Annotated in this window: 18 protein-coding genes; 9 read left to right on the top strand and 9 right to left on the bottom strand. The window is 64.6% G+C overall.

Annotated features, from left to right (window positions below; translation table 11 throughout):
• The first annotated feature begins 139 nt into the window (after positions 1 to 139).
• The 6 genes from E5554_RS19245 to E5554_RS19270 all read left to right on the top strand — a co-directional run bounded on the left by E5554_RS19245 (position 140) and on the right by E5554_RS19270 (position 6528).
• Positions 140 to 829, top strand: coding sequence for a DUF2185 domain-containing protein (locus E5554_RS19245; RefSeq protein ID WP_247594307.1), 690 nt, complete (start codon positions 140 to 142; stop codon positions 827 to 829).
• Positions 822 to 1472: an alpha/beta fold hydrolase gene (locus E5554_RS19250; protein WP_247594308.1), complete on the top strand. Its 651-nt coding sequence runs from the start codon at positions 822 to 824 to the stop codon at positions 1470 to 1472. Before E5554_RS19245 ends, E5554_RS19250 begins: the two co-directional genes overlap by 8 nt.
• Before the next feature lie 99 nt (positions 1473 to 1571).
• The gene (locus tag E5554_RS19255) at positions 1572 to 2306 is read left to right on the top strand and encodes a hypothetical protein (protein ID WP_136187774.1); all 735 of its coding nucleotides are present in this window, start codon (positions 1572 to 1574) and stop codon (positions 2304 to 2306) included.
• 115 nt (positions 2307 to 2421) lie between these two features.
• Complete coding sequence (locus E5554_RS19260; RefSeq protein ID WP_136187775.1) at positions 2422 to 3660, top strand: hypothetical protein; 1239 nt, start codon at positions 2422 to 2424, stop codon at positions 3658 to 3660.
• Between the two features lie 109 nt (positions 3661 to 3769).
• Positions 3770 to 5836 carry a S9 family peptidase gene (locus tag E5554_RS19265; protein WP_136187776.1) on the top strand — a complete coding sequence of 689 codons (2067 nt, stop codon included), beginning with the start codon at positions 3770 to 3772 and terminating at the stop codon, positions 5834 to 5836.
• A 62-nt stretch (positions 5837 to 5898) separates the two neighbouring features.
• Positions 5899 to 6528, top strand: coding sequence for a glutathione S-transferase family protein (locus E5554_RS19270; RefSeq protein WP_037511357.1), 630 nt, complete (start codon positions 5899 to 5901; stop codon positions 6526 to 6528).
• A gap of 78 nt (positions 6529 to 6606) precedes the next feature.
• Here E5554_RS19270 and E5554_RS19275 read toward each other — a convergent pair whose 3' ends face one another.
• The 8 genes from E5554_RS19275 to E5554_RS19310 form a co-directional block, all read right to left on the bottom strand.
• Positions 6607 to 7341, bottom strand: a complete 735-nt coding sequence (locus E5554_RS19275; RefSeq protein ID WP_048939075.1) for a Bax inhibitor-1/YccA family protein — start codon at positions 7339 to 7341, stop codon at positions 6607 to 6609.
• A gap of 123 nt (positions 7342 to 7464) precedes the next feature.
• Positions 7465 to 8136, bottom strand: coding sequence for a cyclase family protein (locus E5554_RS19280; RefSeq protein WP_136187777.1), 672 nt, complete (start codon positions 8134 to 8136; stop codon positions 7465 to 7467).
• Positions 8133 to 8390 carry a hypothetical protein gene (locus tag E5554_RS19285; RefSeq protein WP_136187778.1) on the bottom strand — a complete coding sequence of 86 codons (258 nt, stop codon included), beginning with the start codon at positions 8388 to 8390 and terminating at the stop codon, positions 8133 to 8135. Before E5554_RS19285 ends, E5554_RS19280 begins: the two co-directional genes overlap by 4 nt.
• A 78-nt stretch (positions 8391 to 8468) precedes the next feature.
• Positions 8469 to 11138, bottom strand: coding sequence for an aconitate hydratase AcnA (gene acnA / locus E5554_RS19290; protein ID WP_136187779.1), 2670 nt, complete (start codon positions 11136 to 11138; stop codon positions 8469 to 8471).
• Positions 11139 to 11456: 318 nt separating this feature from the next.
• Positions 11457 to 13211, bottom strand: coding sequence for a DUF885 domain-containing protein (locus tag E5554_RS19295; protein ID WP_136187780.1), 1755 nt, complete (start codon positions 13209 to 13211; stop codon positions 11457 to 11459).
• A gap of 54 nt (positions 13212 to 13265) precedes the next feature.
• Positions 13266 to 13469 carry a DUF5818 domain-containing protein gene (locus E5554_RS19300; protein WP_004211342.1) on the bottom strand — a complete coding sequence of 68 codons (204 nt, stop codon included), beginning with the start codon at positions 13467 to 13469 and terminating at the stop codon, positions 13266 to 13268.
• A 5-nt stretch (positions 13470 to 13474) separates the two neighbouring features.
• On the bottom strand, positions 13475 to 13660 hold the full coding sequence (locus tag E5554_RS19305) for a DUF1328 domain-containing protein (RefSeq protein WP_136187781.1): 186 nt from the start codon (positions 13658 to 13660) through the stop codon (positions 13475 to 13477).
• Between the two features lie 71 nt (positions 13661 to 13731).
• The gene (locus E5554_RS19310) at positions 13732 to 14730 is read right to left on the bottom strand and encodes a D-glycerate dehydrogenase (protein WP_136187782.1); all 999 of its coding nucleotides are present in this window, start codon (positions 14728 to 14730) and stop codon (positions 13732 to 13734) included.
• Between the two features lie 102 nt (positions 14731 to 14832).
• Between E5554_RS19310 and E5554_RS19315 the strand changes: the two genes are divergently transcribed.
• From E5554_RS19315 to E5554_RS19325, 3 genes are all read left to right on the top strand, one after another.
• A complete protein-coding gene (locus E5554_RS19315; protein ID WP_004211336.1) occupies positions 14833 to 15330 on the top strand; it encodes an SH3 domain-containing protein in 498 nt (165 codons plus the stop codon).
• 536 nt (positions 15331 to 15866) lie between these two features.
• A complete protein-coding gene (locus E5554_RS19320) occupies positions 15867 to 16802 on the top strand; it encodes a hypothetical protein (RefSeq protein ID WP_136187783.1) in 936 nt (311 codons plus the stop codon).
• Positions 16803 to 16840: 38 nt separating this feature from the next.
• Positions 16841 to 17377, top strand: coding sequence for a CAP domain-containing protein (locus tag E5554_RS19325; RefSeq protein ID WP_157228538.1), 537 nt, complete (start codon positions 16841 to 16843; stop codon positions 17375 to 17377).
• A gap of 250 nt (positions 17378 to 17627) precedes the next feature.
• Here the strand turns inward: E5554_RS19325 and E5554_RS19330 are convergent, their stop codons facing one another.
• Positions 17628 to 17825: a hypothetical protein gene (locus tag E5554_RS19330; RefSeq protein WP_136187785.1), complete on the bottom strand. Its 198-nt coding sequence runs from the start codon at positions 17823 to 17825 to the stop codon at positions 17628 to 17630.
• Position 17826 lies beyond the last annotated feature (1 nt).

A 17826-nucleotide genomic window follows, 5' to 3' on the forward strand; every position in this document is an offset into this window, starting at 1 on the left:
CTTTGGAGCTTAAAACAAAAAGGGCGACCCGCTTGGGTCGCCCTTTTTGTTTGCGGGCGCCCCTCCTGTTCCCTCCTCCCTTTCAGGGAGGGGCCGGGGGTGGGTAGGCGCGCGCCGCGCGCCTCGCTATCAATCGATCATGCGCCTCAATGATCGTCTCCATAACCTCCGTCGTCGTCTCTTCGGCTCCTGGTCGATTGACGATCCACGCCCGATCCAGGCCGGCGCGCCCTACACCTATTTCCTGCCCTCGGCCGAACGGATCGACGCCTTGCGACCTGATGATCTGGTCAAGCTGGTGATCCGCAGCCATCCGCCCGGCCGCGAATGGGATGCCGAACGCATGTGGGTGGAAGTAAAAAGCATCGCGCCGGACGGCTGGACCGGCATATTGGCGAATACGCCGTCCGACATGCCGCAACTACGCGAAGGTAGCATGCTCGCATTTCAGTCCTTCCACATCATCGACCTCATCTATGACGGTGACAGGCGAGGTCCGGCAGAACCGCCAAGGCGTGCCTATTGGGACCGCTGCATGGTCGACCGCTGCGTGCTCGATGATAATGTGCCGGTCTATTACCTCTATCGCGAACAGCCCGACATGACGGAGGAAGGCGATTCCGATCCAGACAGCGGATGGCGGATCAGGGGTGATTATCGCGACCTGAACGATGAACAGCTAGACGCCCGCAAGGCCGACTATATCGCGATCGGCAAGGTGCTGAACGCGGACGATAGCTGGCTGCACCTGATCGACAGCCCGATCGGGTCGGCATGGCTGCGCAACTTCGAGACCGGGGAATATGAGCCACTCGAAGAAAATGACTGAATCCGTCATCCTCCTCCACGGCTTTGGCGGGCATCAGGTCCAGACCGCTTTGCTCGCGCGTCGCTTGCGCGGGGCGGGATATGACGTCGCCAATATCGGCTATCCAAGCTGGCGCTGGCCGCTCGCCCGCGTCGTCGATCATCTCCACGCCCGCATCATCGCCAGCCCGGCCTATCAGGCCCAGACCGTGCATTGCGTCGGCCATTCGATGGGCGGACTGATGCTACGCGCCTGTCTCGCGCGCCATCGCCCCGATCATCTCGGCCGCGTCGTCATGCTCGGCACGCCCAATGGCGGCAGCGAGATTGCCGACCTTCTCTACCGCCTGCGCCTCCATCCGCTGATCCTGAACCAGGCCGGCGCGCTGCTGCGCACCCGCCGCGACGCGGCCACGCTGGCGGCGCTGGGCGAGGTCGACTATCCGCTCGGCATCATCGCGGGCGACCGGCCGATGAACGGCCTGCTCCCCGGCCGCATCTTCCGCGCGCCCAATGACGGCAAGGTCAGCGTCGCCGCCACCCATTGTCCGGGCGAAAGCGATCATATCACCCTGCCCGTCGCTCACACCGCGATGATCTACACCCGCCCCGTCGTCGATCAGGTCGCGCATTTCCTGCGCCATGGGCAGTTCGCGCGGACCTGATTCCCCCGCCCCACATGCGCGCGGCGGCCGTTGCGCAATTATTAGGGAATTGCGGTCAGATCGGCAGGACGGATTGGGTCCGCAGGGATTGGGGAAAACATGGTCATGATTGGAAAATGGGCGGCAGCGCTCGGTGCAGTTGTTGCGTTGGGCGGCGCGCTATCGCCGCATGTCGCCAACGCCAAGGCGCCCGGCCAGATCATTCTCACGCCCCAATCCGAAGAGGCGCTGGTCATCATCAAGACCGACTGGTGGCAACCGGCGCCGTCGATGCACTCGGCGTTCAAGCTGCTGCTCTCCACCTATGTCGATGCGGAAGCCCGGCTTTCCAGTGGGCCTTTCAGCGGCACCGCGCTGTTCGAAGCCAAGCAGAAGAATTTCCTCGACGGCTATCTGATGGTTCCCGTCAAGCCGGGGCGCTGGGTCGTGCGCAGCTATTCGCAGCAGGACAGCTGGGCGCTCTGCTTCAACGCCGCCTCGCTCCAGTTCGAGGCGAAGCCGGGCCAGGTCGTCTATCTCGGCCGGTTCGACGCGCTCTCCCATCGGCAGCAATTGACCAGGCAGGCGATCGCATCAGGCAATAGCAGCATTCGCGGCGGCGGCTTCGTCGATTATTTCGACCTGCCGCAGGGACCGATCTTTGCGCCGGTGGATGCGCCCCAGATCGCCGCCGTGCAGACCATGCTGGCGCGCCGCGTGCCCGGCGTCAGCGTGCCGGTGCAGGCCGTCGCCTTTACTCCCGCGACATTCGGCACCGGTTCCACTTTGTATGGCACACGGCGCTGCGGCGGCTATTTCCCGGCCAGCGGCAAGGGCAAGGCTGACAAAAGCTAAAACGGGAAGGCAGGTCGCCTAGCGGCGCGCCCCTCTCCCCGCCCCCCTTAAATTCTGCTAAGCCGACTCCAGAACAGAAAGGTCGCATGTCTTCCACGCTTTCATAGGGGAATGCATGTCCACTTCGCTTCATCTGCGGTCCGCCGCGCCACGCGCCGCGCTGCTCAGCTTCAGCTTCGTCCTTCTCGCCACGCCCGGCGCCAGCCAGCAGGCCGGCGGACCGATCGCCCGCTATTCGATGGATGCCGGCACCATGTCCGGCATGGCCGCGATGGCTGGCGGCGGTGGCATGGGCGGGGCCATGTCGATGATGATGGGCGGCGGCAACCAGCCTATCCATGAACTGGTGCTGCGCCTGGGGTCGACCCAGGCCGCGAGCGGTTCGCCGGCAGCCGAGCATTATATGCCCGCCGGTGCCCGGCTGGGCGCCTCCGTCCCGCTGGTCACGCCCAAGGTCACGCCGAGCGACGAGCCGGCGCTGCCCGGAGAGAAGCCCAAGGGGCGGCTGCTCATCTATTGGGGATGCGGCGCGACCGCCGGGCCGAACCAGCCGGTGGTGATCGATTTCGCCAAGGTCGCGCGCGGCCAGTTTCCGCCCGGCCTCTACATGACCGGCGCGGCGATCCCGCAGGAATGGCAGGTCCGCTTCACCAACAGCAAGACCTATGGCGAATGGCCCAATGGCCAGACGCGCAAGACGCTGTCGGGCAATTCCTCGCTGATCGGCGACCATCGCATCGCCGGCAATTATTCGCCCGAAATCAAGTTCGCGCTGAACCAGGACTTCATGACGCCGATCACGGGCCGCGCCAGCCCGGCGGCGGGCGGCGCCACCCAGTTGAGCTGGAACGCGGTGCCCAATGCGACCGGCTATTATGCCTGGGTATTCGCGGCCAAGCAGGGCGGCGACATGGTGTGGTGGGCGTCATCAGCCAGTCAGGCCTTTGGCGGGCCGGTGTGGGACTGGCTTTCGCCCGGTGCCGTGCGCAAGCTGATCGGCGACAAGATCGTCATGCCGCCCAGCCAGACCAGTTGCACCGTGCCGTCGCAGGTGGTGCAGTCGGGCGGCGAGATGCTGATGGGCAGCCTCTACGCCTATGGCCCGGAAGCCAATTTCGCCTGGCCGCCGCGCCCGGCCGATCCCAAGATCGCCTGGAAACCGGAATGGATCGCCCGCGTGCGCTATCGTTCCAACACCATGTGGATGCTCAATGGCCCGGACATGGGATCGATGATGAGCCAGGGCAGTGACGACAGTGCCGACGCCTCGGGCGACAATCCGCCACCCAAGAAGAAGAAATGCAAGGGCGGCCTTGGCGGCATGCTGGCCGGCGCGATGGGCGCGGGCTGCTGAAGCGACAGCCGGGGCGCGGCACCATCCGTCGCGCCCCGGCCACGAGTTGCACTTGAAACGAAAGGAAAATCCGGCAAGTCTCGCGCCATTCTTCCGTTTCGAGGTTTTCATGCGACACAAGCTACTGGCCGCGCTGCTGCTCGGCGCCGCCCTCTCCCCCCTGCCGCTCGCCGCCCAGTCGGCCGCCCCGTCGTCCAGGTTCGAGGGCCGCGACATCTTCGCGCTGCAGGTTGCGACCGATCCGCAGATCAGCCCCGACGGAAAGAGCGTCGCCTATGTCCGCCGCCAGGGCGACATCATGACCGACCGGCAGAAGGGCGCGATCTGGCTGGTCGACACCGCCACCGGCGCGCAGCGCCCGCTGGTCGCCGACGCCAGCCAGCCGCGCTGGTCGCCCGATGGCAAGCGCATCGCCTATATCGCCGCCGATGCGGGCAAGCCGCAGCTGTTCGTGCGCTGGCTCGACACCGGCGCCACCGTGCGCGTCACCACCCTGCCCGACGGCCCGCAGTCGGTCACCTGGTCGCCCGACGGCAAGTCCCTCGCCTATATCATGCGCGTGCCCGCCGACCCGATGAAGCTGGGCAAGGCGCCCGACAAGCCGGAGGGTGCCGAATGGGCCAAGCCGCTGGAGGTGATCGACCGGGTCGATTATCGCAATGATGGCGGCGGCTATGTCCAGGCCGGCTATGACCATATCTTCCTGGTGTCGGCCGATGGCGGCCCGGCGCGGCAGCTGAGCTTTGGCGACTATCAGGATGGCGGCCCGTTGAGCTGGACGCCCGATGGCCGCGCCATATTGTTCAGCGCCGTGCGCAAGCCCGACTGGCAGCAGAAGATATTCGATCCGGAAATCTACACGCTCGACATCGCCTCGGGCGCGATCAGCCCGCTCACCAGCCGCGACGGTCCCGATGTCGCGCCGGTCGTCTCGCCGGACGGCAGCAAGATCGCCTATCTCGGCTATGACGACAAGCGCCTGTCCTACCAGAACACCTATCTCTACGTCATGAACCGCGACGGCAGCGGCGCCCATGCGATCACCGCCAGTTTCGACCGCAGCATCGATCGCGCCTATTGGGCAGCCGACGGCAAGTCGCTCTACGCCCAATATGACGAGCGCGGCGTCAACCGTCTTGCCCGCATCACCCTCGACGGCCATGTCACCGAACTGGCAAGCGGCCTCACCGGCACCGCCTTCGATCGCCCCTATAGCGGCGGCGATTTCAGCGTCGCGGCCAATGGCACGCTCGCCTTCACCAGCGGATCGGCGTTGCGCCCGGCCGACCTGTCGGTCAGCAGCGGCGGCAAGAGCCGGCAGCTCACGCGCCTCAATGAGGATTTCCTGGGCCACAAGGCGCTGGGACAGGTGAAGGAACTGGCCGTCACCGCGCCTGACGGCCGCACCGTGCCGGCCTGGCTCGTGACGCCGCCCGGCTATCAGCCCGGCACCCGCGTGCCACTGCTGCTGGAAATCCATGGCGGCCCGCACACCGCCTATGGCCCGCATTTCTCGACCGACGACCAGCTTTATGCCGCCGCCGGCTATGCCGTGCTCTACACCAACCCGCGCGGCTCCACCTCCTATGGCGAGGAATTCGCCCAGCTGATCCATCATAAATATCCCGGCGACGACTATGGCGACCTGATGGCCGCGGTCGATGCCGCGATCGCTGCGGGCGTGGCCGATCCGGACAATCTGTTCGTCACCGGCGGTTCGGGCGGCGGCGTGCTGACCAGCTGGATCATCGGCAAGACCGACCGGTTCAAGGGTGCCGCCACGCAGAAGCCGGTGATCAACTGGATCAGCGAGGCGCTGACCATGGACAATACCCTCTTCACCTCGCGCTACTGGTTCCCGGCCAAGCCCTGGGAAGATCCGATGGGCTATTGGAACCGCTCGCCGCTCAGCCTGGTTGGCAACGTCAAGACGCCGACTTTGGTGGTGGTGGGCAGCGAGGATTATCGCACCCCGGTCAGCGAAGCGGAGCAATATTATGGCGCGCTGCAGATACGGGGCGTGCCCACCGCGCTGGTCAAGGTGCCGGGCGCGAGCCATGGCGGCATCGCCGCCCGCCCGTCGCAATCGGCGGCCAAGGCGGCGGCGATCATCGCCTGGTTCGATCGCTATCGCGACAAGCCGGCGGCGGCCCCGGCCGCAAGCCCGGCGCAATGATCGGACTGGCCGGAACATATCGTTCATGATATGTTCCGGCCACTTTCCAAGGAGAATGCACAATGGCGGACCCGGTTCTTCTCTATACCAACCCCATGTCGCGCGGGCAGATTGCCCGCTGGATGCTGGAGGAGGTCGGCGCCCCCTATGAGGCGGTGATCCTGGATTATGCCGGCGGCATGAAGACCGCCGACTATCGCGCGATCAACCCGATGGGCAAGGTGCCGGCGATCGTTCATGGCGGCAAGGTGGTGACCGAATGCGCCGCCATCTGCGCCTATCTGGCCGATGCCTTCCCCGCCGCCGGCCTGGCGCCGGCGACCGATGACCGAGCCGACTATTATCGCTGGCTCTTCTTTGCTGCCGGACCGGTGGAGGCCGCCGTCACCAACAAGGCGATGGGCTTCGTCCTGCCCGAGGGACGCGAGCGCAGCGCGGGCTATGGCTCGCTCGACGACACGCTCGATACGCTGGAAACGGCGGTCACCGGCCGCAGCTGGATCTGCGGCGGCACCTTCACCGCGGCGGACGTCTATGTCGGCGCGCAGATCGACTGGGGGCTCACCTTCGGCACCATCCCCAGCCGCCCGGCATTCGAGGCCTATGCCGCCCGGTTGCGCGAACGCCCAGCCTATAAGAGGCAGAAGGAGATCGACAACGCCCTGATCGCCGAGATGCAGAAACAGGGCTGAGCCTGCCCCTTCCCAACAAAGCAAAAGGCCCGGCGGAGATGTCCGCCGGGCCTTTTTTGACTTGCCGTTCGACCGCTATCAGCGACGATCGCCGAACAGGCGCAGCAGGAACAGGAACATGTTGATGAAGTCGAGATAGAGGTTCAGCGCCCCCATCACCACCGACTTGCCCATCATCTCCGTGCCGGCGACATAGGCATAGATGCTCTTGATCTTCTGCGTGTCATAGGCGGTCAGGCCCGCGAACAGCAGCACGCCGACGGCGCTGATCACCAGATCCATCATGCTGGAGCGCAGGAAGATGTTGATCAGGCTCGCGACCAGCAGGCCGACCACGCCCATGATCAGGAAGGTGCCGAAGCCCGACAGATCCTTCTTGGTGGTGTAGCCGAACAGGCTGAGACCGGCGAAGGCCGCAGCGGTCGCGAAGAAGGTCTGCGCGATTGACGTGCCGGTATAGACCAGGAAGATCGACGACAGCGACAGGCCCATCACGGCGGCATAGGCCCAGAACAGGCTCTGCATCGCGACGGTCGACAGCTTGTTGATGCCAAAGCTCATCACCATGACGAAAGCCAGCGGCGCGAACATGATGACATATTTCAGGATGCCGGGGCCGGCGAGGATTTGGAGCGCCAGACCGCTCGACGCGAACAGCATCGCGACGACACCGGTCAGCAGCACGCCGCTCGCCATATAATTATAGACCGACAGCATATATTTGCGCAGCCCGGCATCGAACGCCTCGCTGCGCGCGGCGCTGGCATTGCCAAAGCCTGCGATATCGGAACGGGGGTCGGACCAATTGGCCATGGGTAAAATCTCCTTGGACGGCCTTTCTCGGCCGATCGTCATAGTATCGGCGCTAACGCCTCTCAGTTCAAGTGAAAGCCGAAGCCTAACAGCGATGTCATGCTTCAGCGCGACATCACAAGATCATGCCGGATCGACTTGCGCGAAGGCCCGCACCGGGAATGTGCCCATGCCGACGATCTTGGGCGGCACGGCAGTGAAGGAGAAGCCCGCATCCGGCAGCGCGCCCAGATTGGTCATATGTTCGCAGATCAGCACGCCGGCACCCAGCAGCTCGCGATGGACCGGGCGACCGGTGCCGGGGCGGGTATCGTCGATATTATGGCTGTCGATGCCGACCAGCCGAGCGCCGCGCGCCACCAGCATCTGCGCCGCCGCTTCGGTCAGGAAGGGATGATCCTCATAATAGGCCGGCGTACGCCAGTGCCGGTCCCAACCGGTGTGGACCAGCACCGCGCGGCCGGCGACATCGATCCCATCCAGATCGGCGGCGTCGGTCGCCAGGCCCACGGCCTCGAACGGCCTGCGCACCACGATCGCCGGCAGGCTGGCCAGCCGGTCGAGATCGAGCATGGAGAGATCATCGCCCTCCTCGAAGCGGTGGAAGGGCGCATCGAGATAGGTGCCGGTGTTCGACACCATGTCGATCCGTCCCATCTGAAACGCGCTGCCATCGGCATAGTTGGCGCGCGACTGTTCGCGGGTCCAGTAATCGCAGATATGCGGCGCGGCGACGCCCTTATAGGTGGTCATGCCATGTTCGATGGCGTGGCTGAGGTCGATGAAGCGGGTCATGACGGGGACATTCTCCGACGGAAGATGCGCCACAGGGTGGTAAAGCCGACCACCGCCCAGATGATGTTGAGCACCATCGACGGGAAGGCGCCATGCCACCAGGTGTTGAGGATGAAGAAGGCGGCGCCGACGGCGTTCAGCCACTGGAAGGTCGCCGACCCACCCGACAGCCGCCCGGTCGAGACGCCGACATAGGCGATCAGCACCAATATCGCGCCGGCCCAGCCGACGATCTCCACGAACAGCGCCACCATCCACCCCCAAGAAAAAGGGCCTCTCCCTTCCGGGAGAAGCCCTCATTCCTTAGCTCAGCGCGTCAAGCGATCAAGCGCTCAGGCGGCCAGCTTGCGCAGCACATATTGCAGGATGCCGCCGTTGAGGAAATATTCCAGCTCGTTGACGGTATCGATGCGGCAAAGCGCGGTGAAGCTGAAGGTCGAACCGTCGGCGCGGGTGACCTGCACTTCGACATCCTGGCGCGGCTTGAGGTCGGCGACACCGGTGATGGTGAAGCTGTCATCGCCCTTGAGGCCCAGCGTGTCGCGGGTCTGGCCGTCCTTGAACACCAGGGGCAACACGCCCATGCCGACCAGGTTCGAGCGGTGGATGCGCTCGAAGCTTTCGACGATCACGGCGCGCACGCCGAGCAGGTTGGTGCCCTTGGCCGCCCAGTCGCGCGACGATCCGGTGCCATATTCCTTGCCGCCGATCACGACCAGCGGCGTGCCGTCGGCCTTGTGCTTCATCGCCGCGTCATAGATCGGCATGACTTCGCCCTGATAGCTGGTCATGCCGCCTTCGACGCCGTCGAGCATCAGATTCTTGATGCGGATATTGGCGAAGGTGCCGCGCATCATGACTTCATGATGGCCACGGCGCGAGCCATAGCTGTTATAGTCGGCCTGGGCGACCTGATGCTCGCTCAGCCACTTGCCTGCGGGCGAGGTCGCCTTGATCGAACCGGCCGGCGAGATGTGGTCGGTGGTGATCGAGTCGCCGAAGATCGCCAGCGGCATGGCGCCGATGATGTCCGTGACCGGCGCCGGGGTCATGGTCAGCCCCTCGAAATAGGGCGGGTTGGCGACATAGGTCGACCCGGCACGCCACTTGTAGGTGTCCGACCCGGTCACCTCGATCGCCTGCCAATGGGCGTCGCCCTTGTAGACATTGGCGTAGCGGGCGCGGAACATCTCCCGGTCGACCGCCCCCGCCAGGGTGGTCGCGACCTCGTCATTGGTCGGCCAGATGTCCTTGAGATAGACCGCTTCGCCATCCTTGCTCGTGCCGATCGGGGTGGTGATGAAATCCTCGATCACCGTGCCCTTGAGCGCATAGGCGACGACCAGCGGCGGCGAAGCGAGGAAGTTGGCGCGCACGTCGGGCGACACGCGGCCTTCGAAGTTGCGGTTGCCCGAGATAACGGCGGCCGCAACCAGGCCATTCTCGTTGATCGCCTTGCTGATCGGCTCGGCGAGCGGTCCCGAATTGCCGATGCAGGTGGTGCAGCCATAGCCCACCAGGTTGAAGCCGATCGCGTCGAGATGCGCCTGAAGGCCCGCCTTTTCCAGATAGTCGGTGACGACCTGGCTACCGGGCGCCAGCGAGGTCTTGACCCAGGGCTTGGGCTTGAGGCCCAGCTCATTCGCCTTCTTGGCGACCAGGCCGGCGGCAATCAGCACATTGGGGTTGGAGGTGTTGGTGCAGCTGGTGATCGCGGCAATGGTGACGTCGCCATCGCCAATGTCATAATCCTTGCCCTCGACCGGAACGCGGGTCTGCGCCTTCTTGTAGGTCTTCTCCATGTCGGCGTTGAACACGTCATCCACTTGCGGAAGCGCAACGCGGTCCTGCGGGCGCTTGGGACCAGCCAGGCTGGGCACCACGGTGGACAGGTCCAGCTCCAGCGTATCGGTGAAGATCGGCTCTATCGACGGATCGATCCAGAAGCCCTGCTGCTTGGCATAGGCCTCGACCAGCGCGATATTCTCGTCGCTGCGGCCAGTGAGGCGCATATAGTCGAGCGTCTTGTCGTCGATGCCGAAGAAGCCACAGGTCGCGCCATATTCGGGCGCCATATTGGCCAGCGTCGCCCGGTCGGCGAGGCTGAGCGTGGCAAGGCCGGGGCCGAAATATTCGACGAAGCGGCCGACCACGCCGCGCGCGCGCAGCATCTGGGTGCAGGTCAGCACCAGATCGGTGGCGGTCACGCCTTCCTTCAAATTGCCGGTGAACTTGAAGCCCACCACTTCGGGGATCAGCATCGATACCGGCTGGCCCAGCATCGCCGCTTCCGCCTCGATCCCGCCGACGCCCCAGCCCAGCACGCCCAGGCCATTGACCATGGTGGTGTGGCTATCCGTGCCGACGCAGGTGTCGGGATAGGCGATGGTGGCACCATCGGCCCCCTCGCTCGACCAGACGCCCTGGGCGATATTTTCCAGGTTCACCTGATGGCAGATGCCGGTGCCCGGCGGCACGGCGTAGAAATTGGCGAGGCTCTTGCTGCCCCATTTCAGGAAGTCGTAGCGCTCCATGTTGCGCTGATATTCGATCTCCATATTGTCCTGGAACGCGCGGGGCGTGCCGAACTCGTCGACCATGACCGAATGGTCGATGACGAGGTGGACGGGCACCTGCGGGTTGATCTTGCTGGCGTCGGCGCCCAGCGCATTCATCGCGTCGCGCATCGCGGCCAGGTCGACGACGCAGGGCACGCCGGTAAAGTCCTGCAGCAGCACGCGCGCCGGGCGATACTGGATCTCGCGCTCCGCCTTGCCCTTGTCATTCTGCCAATCGACGATCGCCTTGATATCGTCGGTGGTGACGGTCACGCCATCCTCGAAGCGCAGCAGATTTTCCAGCAGCACCTTCATCGAGAAAGGCAGGCGCGAAACGTCTCCAAGCTTCGCAGCTGCCTTTTCCAACGAATAATAGGCGATGTCCTTGCCGCCGACATTGAGCGTGTCGCGCGTGCCGAGAGTATCCTGTCCGGTGGCGGTCATAAGATATGCGTCTCCTCGCATAGGCCCGGCCATGCGGAAGGAAGCGTCGCGTTCCCACCAGAAGCCACGAAGACGCGGCAAGGTGGAGGGAGGCGCCCCAACCGATGGTCGAAGCAAGTGTGTCCCGATGAGCGGTGGCATACAGATTGCCACCGCCAAGTCAAAGGGACAAAATGGTCGAAACCGCCTTTATTTCCGCCATTTTCGCTTACTGAAAATCATTCGCAGCGACACGCACAAAGGCCGCACTTTTATTGTGCGGGGGGTGTGGAAATCGCTCCCGCCCCGCCCCATATCTTGCCTTTATTGGCGCTCTTTTCAGCGCGCCTTTTCCGCGGCGATCCAGCCGTCGATCTGGCTTTCCAGCACGGTGAGCGGCACCGCCCCCTGCGACAGCACTGCATCATGGAAACGGCGCAGGTCGAATTTGGCCCCGAGTTGCTGTTCCGCCCGCGCGCGCAGTTCGCGGATCTTGATCTCGCCCAGCTTGTAGCCCAGCGCCTGCCCCGGCCAGCTGATATAGCGATTGACCTCCGCATCGATATTGGCGTCGCTCAGAGCGCTGTTCGCCTTCATGAAGGTGACCGCCTTCGCCTTGTCCCAGCCCTTGGCATGGATGCCGGTGTCGACCACCAGGCGGCAGGCGCGCCACATCTCGTAGGACAGGCGGCCCATCATCTTCTCGGGCGTGTCGTAGAGGCCCATCTCCTCGCCCAGATATTCGGTGTAGAGCGCCCAGCCCTCGACATAGGCGGTGAAGCCGGCGAGATATTTGCGGAACGGCGGCAGCGGCAATTCCTGCTGCAGTGCGATCTGATTGTGATGGCCCGGCACCGCCTCATGCGCGGTCAGCGCCGGCAATTCCCAGAAGGGCCGCTGGTCCAGCTTCGAGGTGTTGACCCAATAGGTGCCGGAAATTCCTGCCTCGGGCGCGCCGGGGCCATAATAGGCCGTGGTCGTCCCCTCCGCCTCGGCAGCCGGGATCGACTTGATGCCATAGGGCAGGCGCGGCAGCGTGGCGAAATAGCGCGGCAGCAGGCCGTCGATCGCCTTGGCCTGGCGCGCGGCAACGCGCAGCAGTTCCTCGGGCGTCTTGGCGTAATAGCTGGGATCAGTGCGCAGATGCTGGATGAAGGCGGCACGGCTGGGATAGCCGGCCTTGGCCGCGATCGCGTCCATCCGCTTGCCGATGCGGGCGACCTCATCCAGCCCGATCTGGTGGATTTGATCAGGGGTCAGGTCGGTGGTGGTGTGGGTGCGCACCCGACTGGCATACCAGGCCGCGCCACCCGGCAGCGTCGATACGCTGTCGCTCTTGCGGCATTTGGGCAGATAGTCCGCCACGAACAGGTCGTGCCATTTGCCATATTCCGGCGTGATGACATCGCGGATCACCGCCACCGCGCGCGCCTGTAGCGCCGCCCAATCGGCATCGCTGATGTCGCGCGGCTTGGTGCGGGTGAAGGGCTCGTAGAAGCGCGTTCCTTCCGGCGCCCCGGCGACGATGCCGCTGATCCCCTTGGCAAAGCCGCCCAGCACCGAACAGGGCAGCACATAGCCGCCCTTGATCGCCTGGCGGGTGATCGCCATGCCGTCACCATTCTGCTTGGGGTAGAGCGCGAGGCGCTTCAGATAGCTCTCATAATCGGCGCGGGTGTAGAAAGGCAGGCCGTCGGCCATGCCGGAAAAGCCCTGATGCCAGCTATAGTAAGTGGTGAAGAGCATCAGCCGTTCGGCCTGATGCTTGTCGCTGGCGATATCGTCGCGCAGCATCCATAGCAGCACCGCGCGATTGACCTTGTCGGCGGCGTCCAGCCCGCCCTCGGGAACGGCGTCGAGGCGCGTGACGAAACCCTGCTCCACCTTGATCTGCGCATCCCGCGCGCCAAGCGACAGGTCCGAAATCTGGTCGTCATAGTCGCGCACGCCGCGTGCGGTCGCTTCCACCGGATGGACAGACAGATACCATTTCCAGTGATCGTCGATCACCTGGATCAGTTGGTCATGGGGAGTCTGGGCTTGGGCCAGGGCGGGCGCCGCAACGGCGAGCATCAGGGAAATGATCTTGCGCATGGGCGCAACTGATCGCGCGGCGCAACGATTCTGGCAAGATGGCCCGATGCCGGTTCAGGCGGCGGCTACGCCGTCCGCTTCGACAATGTCGTCGCCGGCATAATAGCCGCGCACCCGGACCCGCTTTTCCACATGGTCGACCGGCACCCGCAGCAGCACCAATCGCCAGGTGCCGCCCAGATCGCGCTGGAGCAGGAAGCCGGCCTCATCGCGCAGCAACCGCCCGGTTTCATCCACTCCAGCGCCAATCTCGATCATGCGTGTCAGTCTATCGCATCCTTGATTCCCTTGCCAGCCAGAAGGCCGAGGACGAGGAAGATCAGGAACAGGGCGATGGCGATGCCGAACAGCAATTTGGCGATGCCGACAAAGGTGCCGGCGGCGCCGCCGAAGCCGAGGATGGCGAGCACGGCCGCAATCACGAGGGCAATGATGGCAAGACGAATCATGGTGGGATTCCTTCCGTTTCTCTGATGTTTCCAAACGGAGGAAGGCGCGCATTGTTCCGCGCGCGCAGCGATCAGACCCAGCCTTCAAGCACCTGATTGGGTGGGCGATGGCCATCGGCCCAGGTGCGGATATTGGCGATGACGCGGGCGCCGGTGGCATCGCGCCCCTCGAAGGTCGCCGAGCCGACATGGGGCAGCAGGGTGACATTGGCGAGCGCCAGCAGCCGCGGATCGACCGCTGGCTCATGGGCATAGACGTCAAGCCCGGCGCCGGCGATCCGTGCTTCGGCAAGCGCCGCGATCAGCGCCGGCTCGTCAGTGATTTCCGCGCGGGAGGTGTTGATGAGATAGGCGTCCGGCCGCATCAGACCGATCCGCCGCGCATCGATCAGGCCGCGGCTGTCGGCGTTGAGCGGGCAATGGATCGAGACGATGTCGCATTCGCGCAGCAGCGCGTCGAGATCGTCATGCCAGCTGGCCTCCAGCTCCTGCTCCACCTCGAAAGGCAGGCGGTGGCGGTTATGGTAGGCGATGGAGAGGCCGAAGGCCCTCGCCCGGCGGGCGACGGCGCGACCGATGCGGCCCATGCCGATGATGCCCAGCTTCTTGCCGCCGATGCGGTGGCCGAGCATCCCCGACGGGCTCCAGCCATGCCACTGGCCCGAGCGCACCAGCTTCTCTCCCTCTGCCAGGCGGCGCGGCACGGAGAGGATCAGCGCCATGGTCATGTCGGCGGTGTCTTCGGTCAGCACGCCGGGCGTGTTGGTGACGATCACCCCCCTGGTCCGCGCGGCGGCGAGGTCGATATGGTCGACGCCGCTGCCGAAGCTGGCGATCAGTTGCAGCCGGTCGGGCGCGCTGGCGATCAGTTCCGCGTCGATCTGGTCGCTGATGCAGGGCACCAGCACGTCGCACTGCGCCATGGCGGCGGCGAGTTCGGCCCGGTTCATGGGGATGTCGCCGGTATTGAAGCTGGCGTCGAACAGTTCGGCCATGCGCGCCTCCACATTGGGCGGCAGGCGGCGCGTCACGATGACGCGCGGCGTTGCGGGGCGCGGTTTCCTGGCCATAGCAAGGCCGCTATTCCCGCCTGCCCCGCCGGTCAAGCGGATATGCTGCTGCCTGCGATTGAAAGCTTGTCGCGACCGGCCGGACAAGCGTATGGAAAGACCATGGGTGATATGGGCAAAGGGTCGGGCATGAAGCGCCTGCTGCTGGGCGCGGGCATGATCGCGGCACTGACCAACATGAGCGGCGCGGCGGCGGCCCCGGCCAAGCCTGTGCCCTATTGGGCGTCGCTGTCGCATGACGAGGCGCGGATGCGCGTCGGCCCCAGCCTCGATTACCCGTCCAACTGGGTCTATCAGCGCCGCGACCTGCCGGTGAAGGTGGTGCAGGTGCTGGGCCTGTGGCGCAAGGTGGAAGATCCCGACGGCGCCCAGGGCTGGATGCATGTCCGCCTGCTGAGCGATACCGCCACGGCGATCGTCACCGCGGCGCAAGCACCGATGCACGAGGGCGCGAGCGAAACCAGCCGTACCCTGTTCCGCGCCGAGAAGGGCGTGGTCGGCCGGATCGGTTCCTGCTCGAGCGGCTGGTGCGCGTTCGACGTGAAGGGCCAGAAGGGCTTCGTGAAGGCCAGCGATGTGTGGGGCGCCACCAGCGGCTGAGGCCAGAGCGGCAAAATAGGAAATGCCGCGCTTAACTTCGCATATTTCCCGCACATCCTGACATTTTCGTGCCGATGATGGAAATTATCGTGCGAGGCCGAGGACGCGCGCGGACGATGGGAAAGAACCAGCGACGGTATAGCGGAAAGCCGGCGCTGTAGGACAGACGCCACGGCCCCGGCGCCATCGCCCCTAAGGATTTTCCGCCATCGGCCATCCGGAATAGCCCGATTGTTTCGCACCCGACATCGTCATAGCAATCCGTTTGTCGCAGCGCGCCGGGATTGGCCCCGACATCTGCCTGGACATGGGGGACAGCGATGGCTTGGAGCAGGCGCGCATTCATCGGCGCAACGGCAGCATCGGTCACAGGCCTGTCCCTGATACCGGGCCTGATACCAGCCAGGGCGAATGCGCAGGCGAACCGGCAAAAAACCTATGGCGTCGTCGAAATCCGGCGGGGCGGAATGAGCGTCGCAGCCTACCGGTTTGACCGTGACCAGCTGGGCCGACGAAAGCTTTCAGGCTTCGAGCGCATGGCGCCGGAACCCACCGGCAAGGCCTTCGTGGAAACCGAACTGGCCAGCCCACTTGGCCCCGCAGCGGATGACGCCATGGCCGCCCAGAGCGTCGACATCGTGGCTGGCCATATCGATCGGCTGAAGTCCCAGCATGGATTGCAGACCAGCGACATTGCCGTGCTGGTCTCGGGCGGCCTTATCGACTTCGCGCCGGGCCGGGTGGAGCAATTCATCGCCGCCCTGCCCGCACGAACGGGCATCACCCCCGAAATCATATCGATCAAGGACCAGGCCCGGCTGGGCTATGACTGGATCGTGCGCCCCGCTGATCGCCGCAATGTGATGCACGTCAACATCGCCAGCGGCACTATCAAGGGCGGCTATTATGACCAGCATGGCCAGTTTGTCGCCCTTTCGGCGCCCTATGGACCCAAGACGATGGCCGGTGCGGTCAAGCTTCGCTGGCCGGACATCCGCACCGCCACCGTCGGCCAAAGGGCGTCGGAATTTTACGGCGATACGGTGGCGCCAGTGCTGGCGCCACAGATTGCGACGGAACCCCCGCCCCGCCAACGCCCGAACCTCTATCTGACGGGAGGGATCGTGACGGCAACCGCCGTGATCTTCCGCCCGAAGGCCATTATCCACCCTCATCCATGGGTGAAGATGCAACCCGATGATTTTGCGAACCTGCTCGGCCTGATCGCAAGCGGCACCCCTTATGGTGGGCCATTGCCCGCGACCCTGGCCGGCGAGGAAGGCGACCGCGTGCGCGACGCCCTGCGCCGGGTGCGGAACAGTTTCAACCCGCATGAGATGGCCGCCGGGGCGGCCATCGGCGATGGGCTGGCGCGGCAGTTGCGCTTTGACCAGCGGACCAGGCTGGCGCTGCCCCAATTGGCTGGCACCCAGATCTGGGTCTCGCAATATCTGCTCGAAAAATTCGGCTGATGCCCCGCGCGATCTACCATCAGAGCAAGGAGAAGTTTATGATGCTGGAGCTTCTCACGCGCCCATCGATACAACGGTCAGCCGCCATTCTGCTGGGCCTTATCGCCGCTCTGCCGGTCCAGGCCCAGAATCGGCTCGACAATTTCGACCAGCGCGTCCTGGCCGCCCATAATGCGGAGCGTGGCCAGATTGGCGTGCCCAACCTTAGCTGGAGCCCTGCGCTCGCCGCCGACGCGGCGCGATGGGGCGCCAATCTCCAGACGCTAAGCGATCTCGAACATGATGGTTCGCTGGTCGCCGAGGGCGAGAATCTGTGGCGGGGCAGCAAGGGCGCCTATACGCCCGAAGACATGGTCACCATGTGGATCGACGAGAAGGCGGCGTTCAAGAACGGCGTGTTCACCGATGTGAGCACATCGGGCCAGTGGGAAGATGTCGGCCATTACACGCAGGTGATCTGGCGCGACACGACGCAGGTGGGATGTGCGCTCGTCACCGTGGCCAGCGGCGAGGATGAGGTGCTGGTCTGCCGCTATCTCGACGGCGGCAATGTCACCGGCCAGATGACCTACTAATCGCGCGTGATCATGCGGCGCCTGTCGCGCAGGGAGGGCAGCATTCCTGTCAGAAGTCGACCATGACCGAGAGCCAGAGGCGGCGCCTTTTCCGGTTAATCGAATGGGTCGGCAGGTCGCGCCATGGACTGCCCTTTCGAACAGTCTACAGCACGACTTCCATGAATAGCTGATTGTTCTTGCCGCTACGTCCGGGGGCAGTTTGCCCAGATAGTGCGCTTCTATCGTCGCCCAGCTGGATTCACGGCCCCTAGAACAGGCTGCCGTCTATATCCGGCTCGGGGCTGTCTTGCATGCCTCTGGTCTGGATGGCCATTTCGACTTCGCCGGCCAGCAGAGCGGCGTCGTTGCCGGTGAAGCCGCTTTCGGTATCGATCAGATCATCCAGTTTGAAGCGGGCAGCAAACATCTGGAACCGCTCAAGGGCTTCATTCAGTTCATCGGGCATG

Source organism: Sphingobium sp. PAMC28499, assembly GCF_004795815.1.
GTDB lineage: Bacteria > Pseudomonadota > Alphaproteobacteria > Sphingomonadales > Sphingomonadaceae > Sphingobium > Sphingobium yanoikuyae.

Excerpts from the sequence above, each read along its gene's own strand:
- E5554_RS19265 (WP_136187776.1), top strand. The coding sequence starts at position 3,770 with ATGCGACACAAGCTACTGGCCGCGCTGCTGCTCGGCGCCGCCCTCTCC.
- E5554_RS19325 (WP_157228538.1), top strand. The coding sequence starts at position 16,841 with ATGATGCTGGAGCTTCTCACGCGCCCATCGATACAACGGTCAGCCGCC.
- E5554_RS19280 (WP_136187777.1), bottom strand. The coding sequence starts at position 8,136 with ATGACCCGCTTCATCGACCTCAGCCACGCCATCGAACATGGCATGACC.
- E5554_RS19315 (WP_004211336.1), top strand. The coding sequence starts at position 14,833 with ATGGGTGATATGGGCAAAGGGTCGGGCATGAAGCGCCTGCTGCTGGGC.
- E5554_RS19260 (WP_136187775.1), top strand. The coding sequence starts at position 2,422 with ATGTCCACTTCGCTTCATCTGCGGTCCGCCGCGCCACGCGCCGCGCTG.
- E5554_RS19320 (WP_136187783.1), top strand. The coding sequence starts at position 15,867 with ATGGCGCCGGAACCCACCGGCAAGGCCTTCGTGGAAACCGAACTGGCC.
- E5554_RS19305 (WP_136187781.1), bottom strand. The coding sequence starts at position 13,660 with ATGATTCGTCTTGCCATCATTGCCCTCGTGATTGCGGCCGTGCTCGCC.
- E5554_RS19245 (WP_247594307.1), top strand. The coding sequence starts at position 140 with ATGCGCCTCAATGATCGTCTCCATAACCTCCGTCGTCGTCTCTTCGGC.
- acnA (WP_136187779.1), bottom strand. The coding sequence starts at position 11,138 with ATGACCGCCACCGGACAGGATACTCTCGGCACGCGCGACACGCTCAAT.
- E5554_RS19310 (WP_136187782.1), bottom strand. The coding sequence starts at position 14,730 with ATGGCCAGGAAACCGCGCCCCGCAACGCCGCGCGTCATCGTGACGCGC.
- E5554_RS19275 (WP_048939075.1), bottom strand. The coding sequence starts at position 7,341 with ATGGCCAATTGGTCCGACCCCCGTTCCGATATCGCAGGCTTTGGCAAT.
- E5554_RS19250 (WP_247594308.1), top strand. The coding sequence starts at position 822 with ATGACTGAATCCGTCATCCTCCTCCACGGCTTTGGCGGGCATCAGGTC.
- E5554_RS19330 (WP_136187785.1), bottom strand. The coding sequence starts at position 17,825 with ATGCCCGATGAACTGAATGAAGCCCTTGAGCGGTTCCAGATGTTTGCT.
- E5554_RS19300 (WP_004211342.1), bottom strand. The coding sequence starts at position 13,469 with ATGATCGAGATTGGCGCTGGAGTGGATGAAACCGGGCGGTTGCTGCGC.
- E5554_RS19255 (WP_136187774.1), top strand. The coding sequence starts at position 1,572 with ATGGTCATGATTGGAAAATGGGCGGCAGCGCTCGGTGCAGTTGTTGCG.
- E5554_RS19285 (WP_136187778.1), bottom strand. The coding sequence starts at position 8,390 with ATGGTGGCGCTGTTCGTGGAGATCGTCGGCTGGGCCGGCGCGATATTG.
- E5554_RS19270 (WP_037511357.1), top strand. The coding sequence starts at position 5,899 with ATGGCGGACCCGGTTCTTCTCTATACCAACCCCATGTCGCGCGGGCAG.
- E5554_RS19295 (WP_136187780.1), bottom strand. The coding sequence starts at position 13,211 with ATGCGCAAGATCATTTCCCTGATGCTCGCCGTTGCGGCGCCCGCCCTG.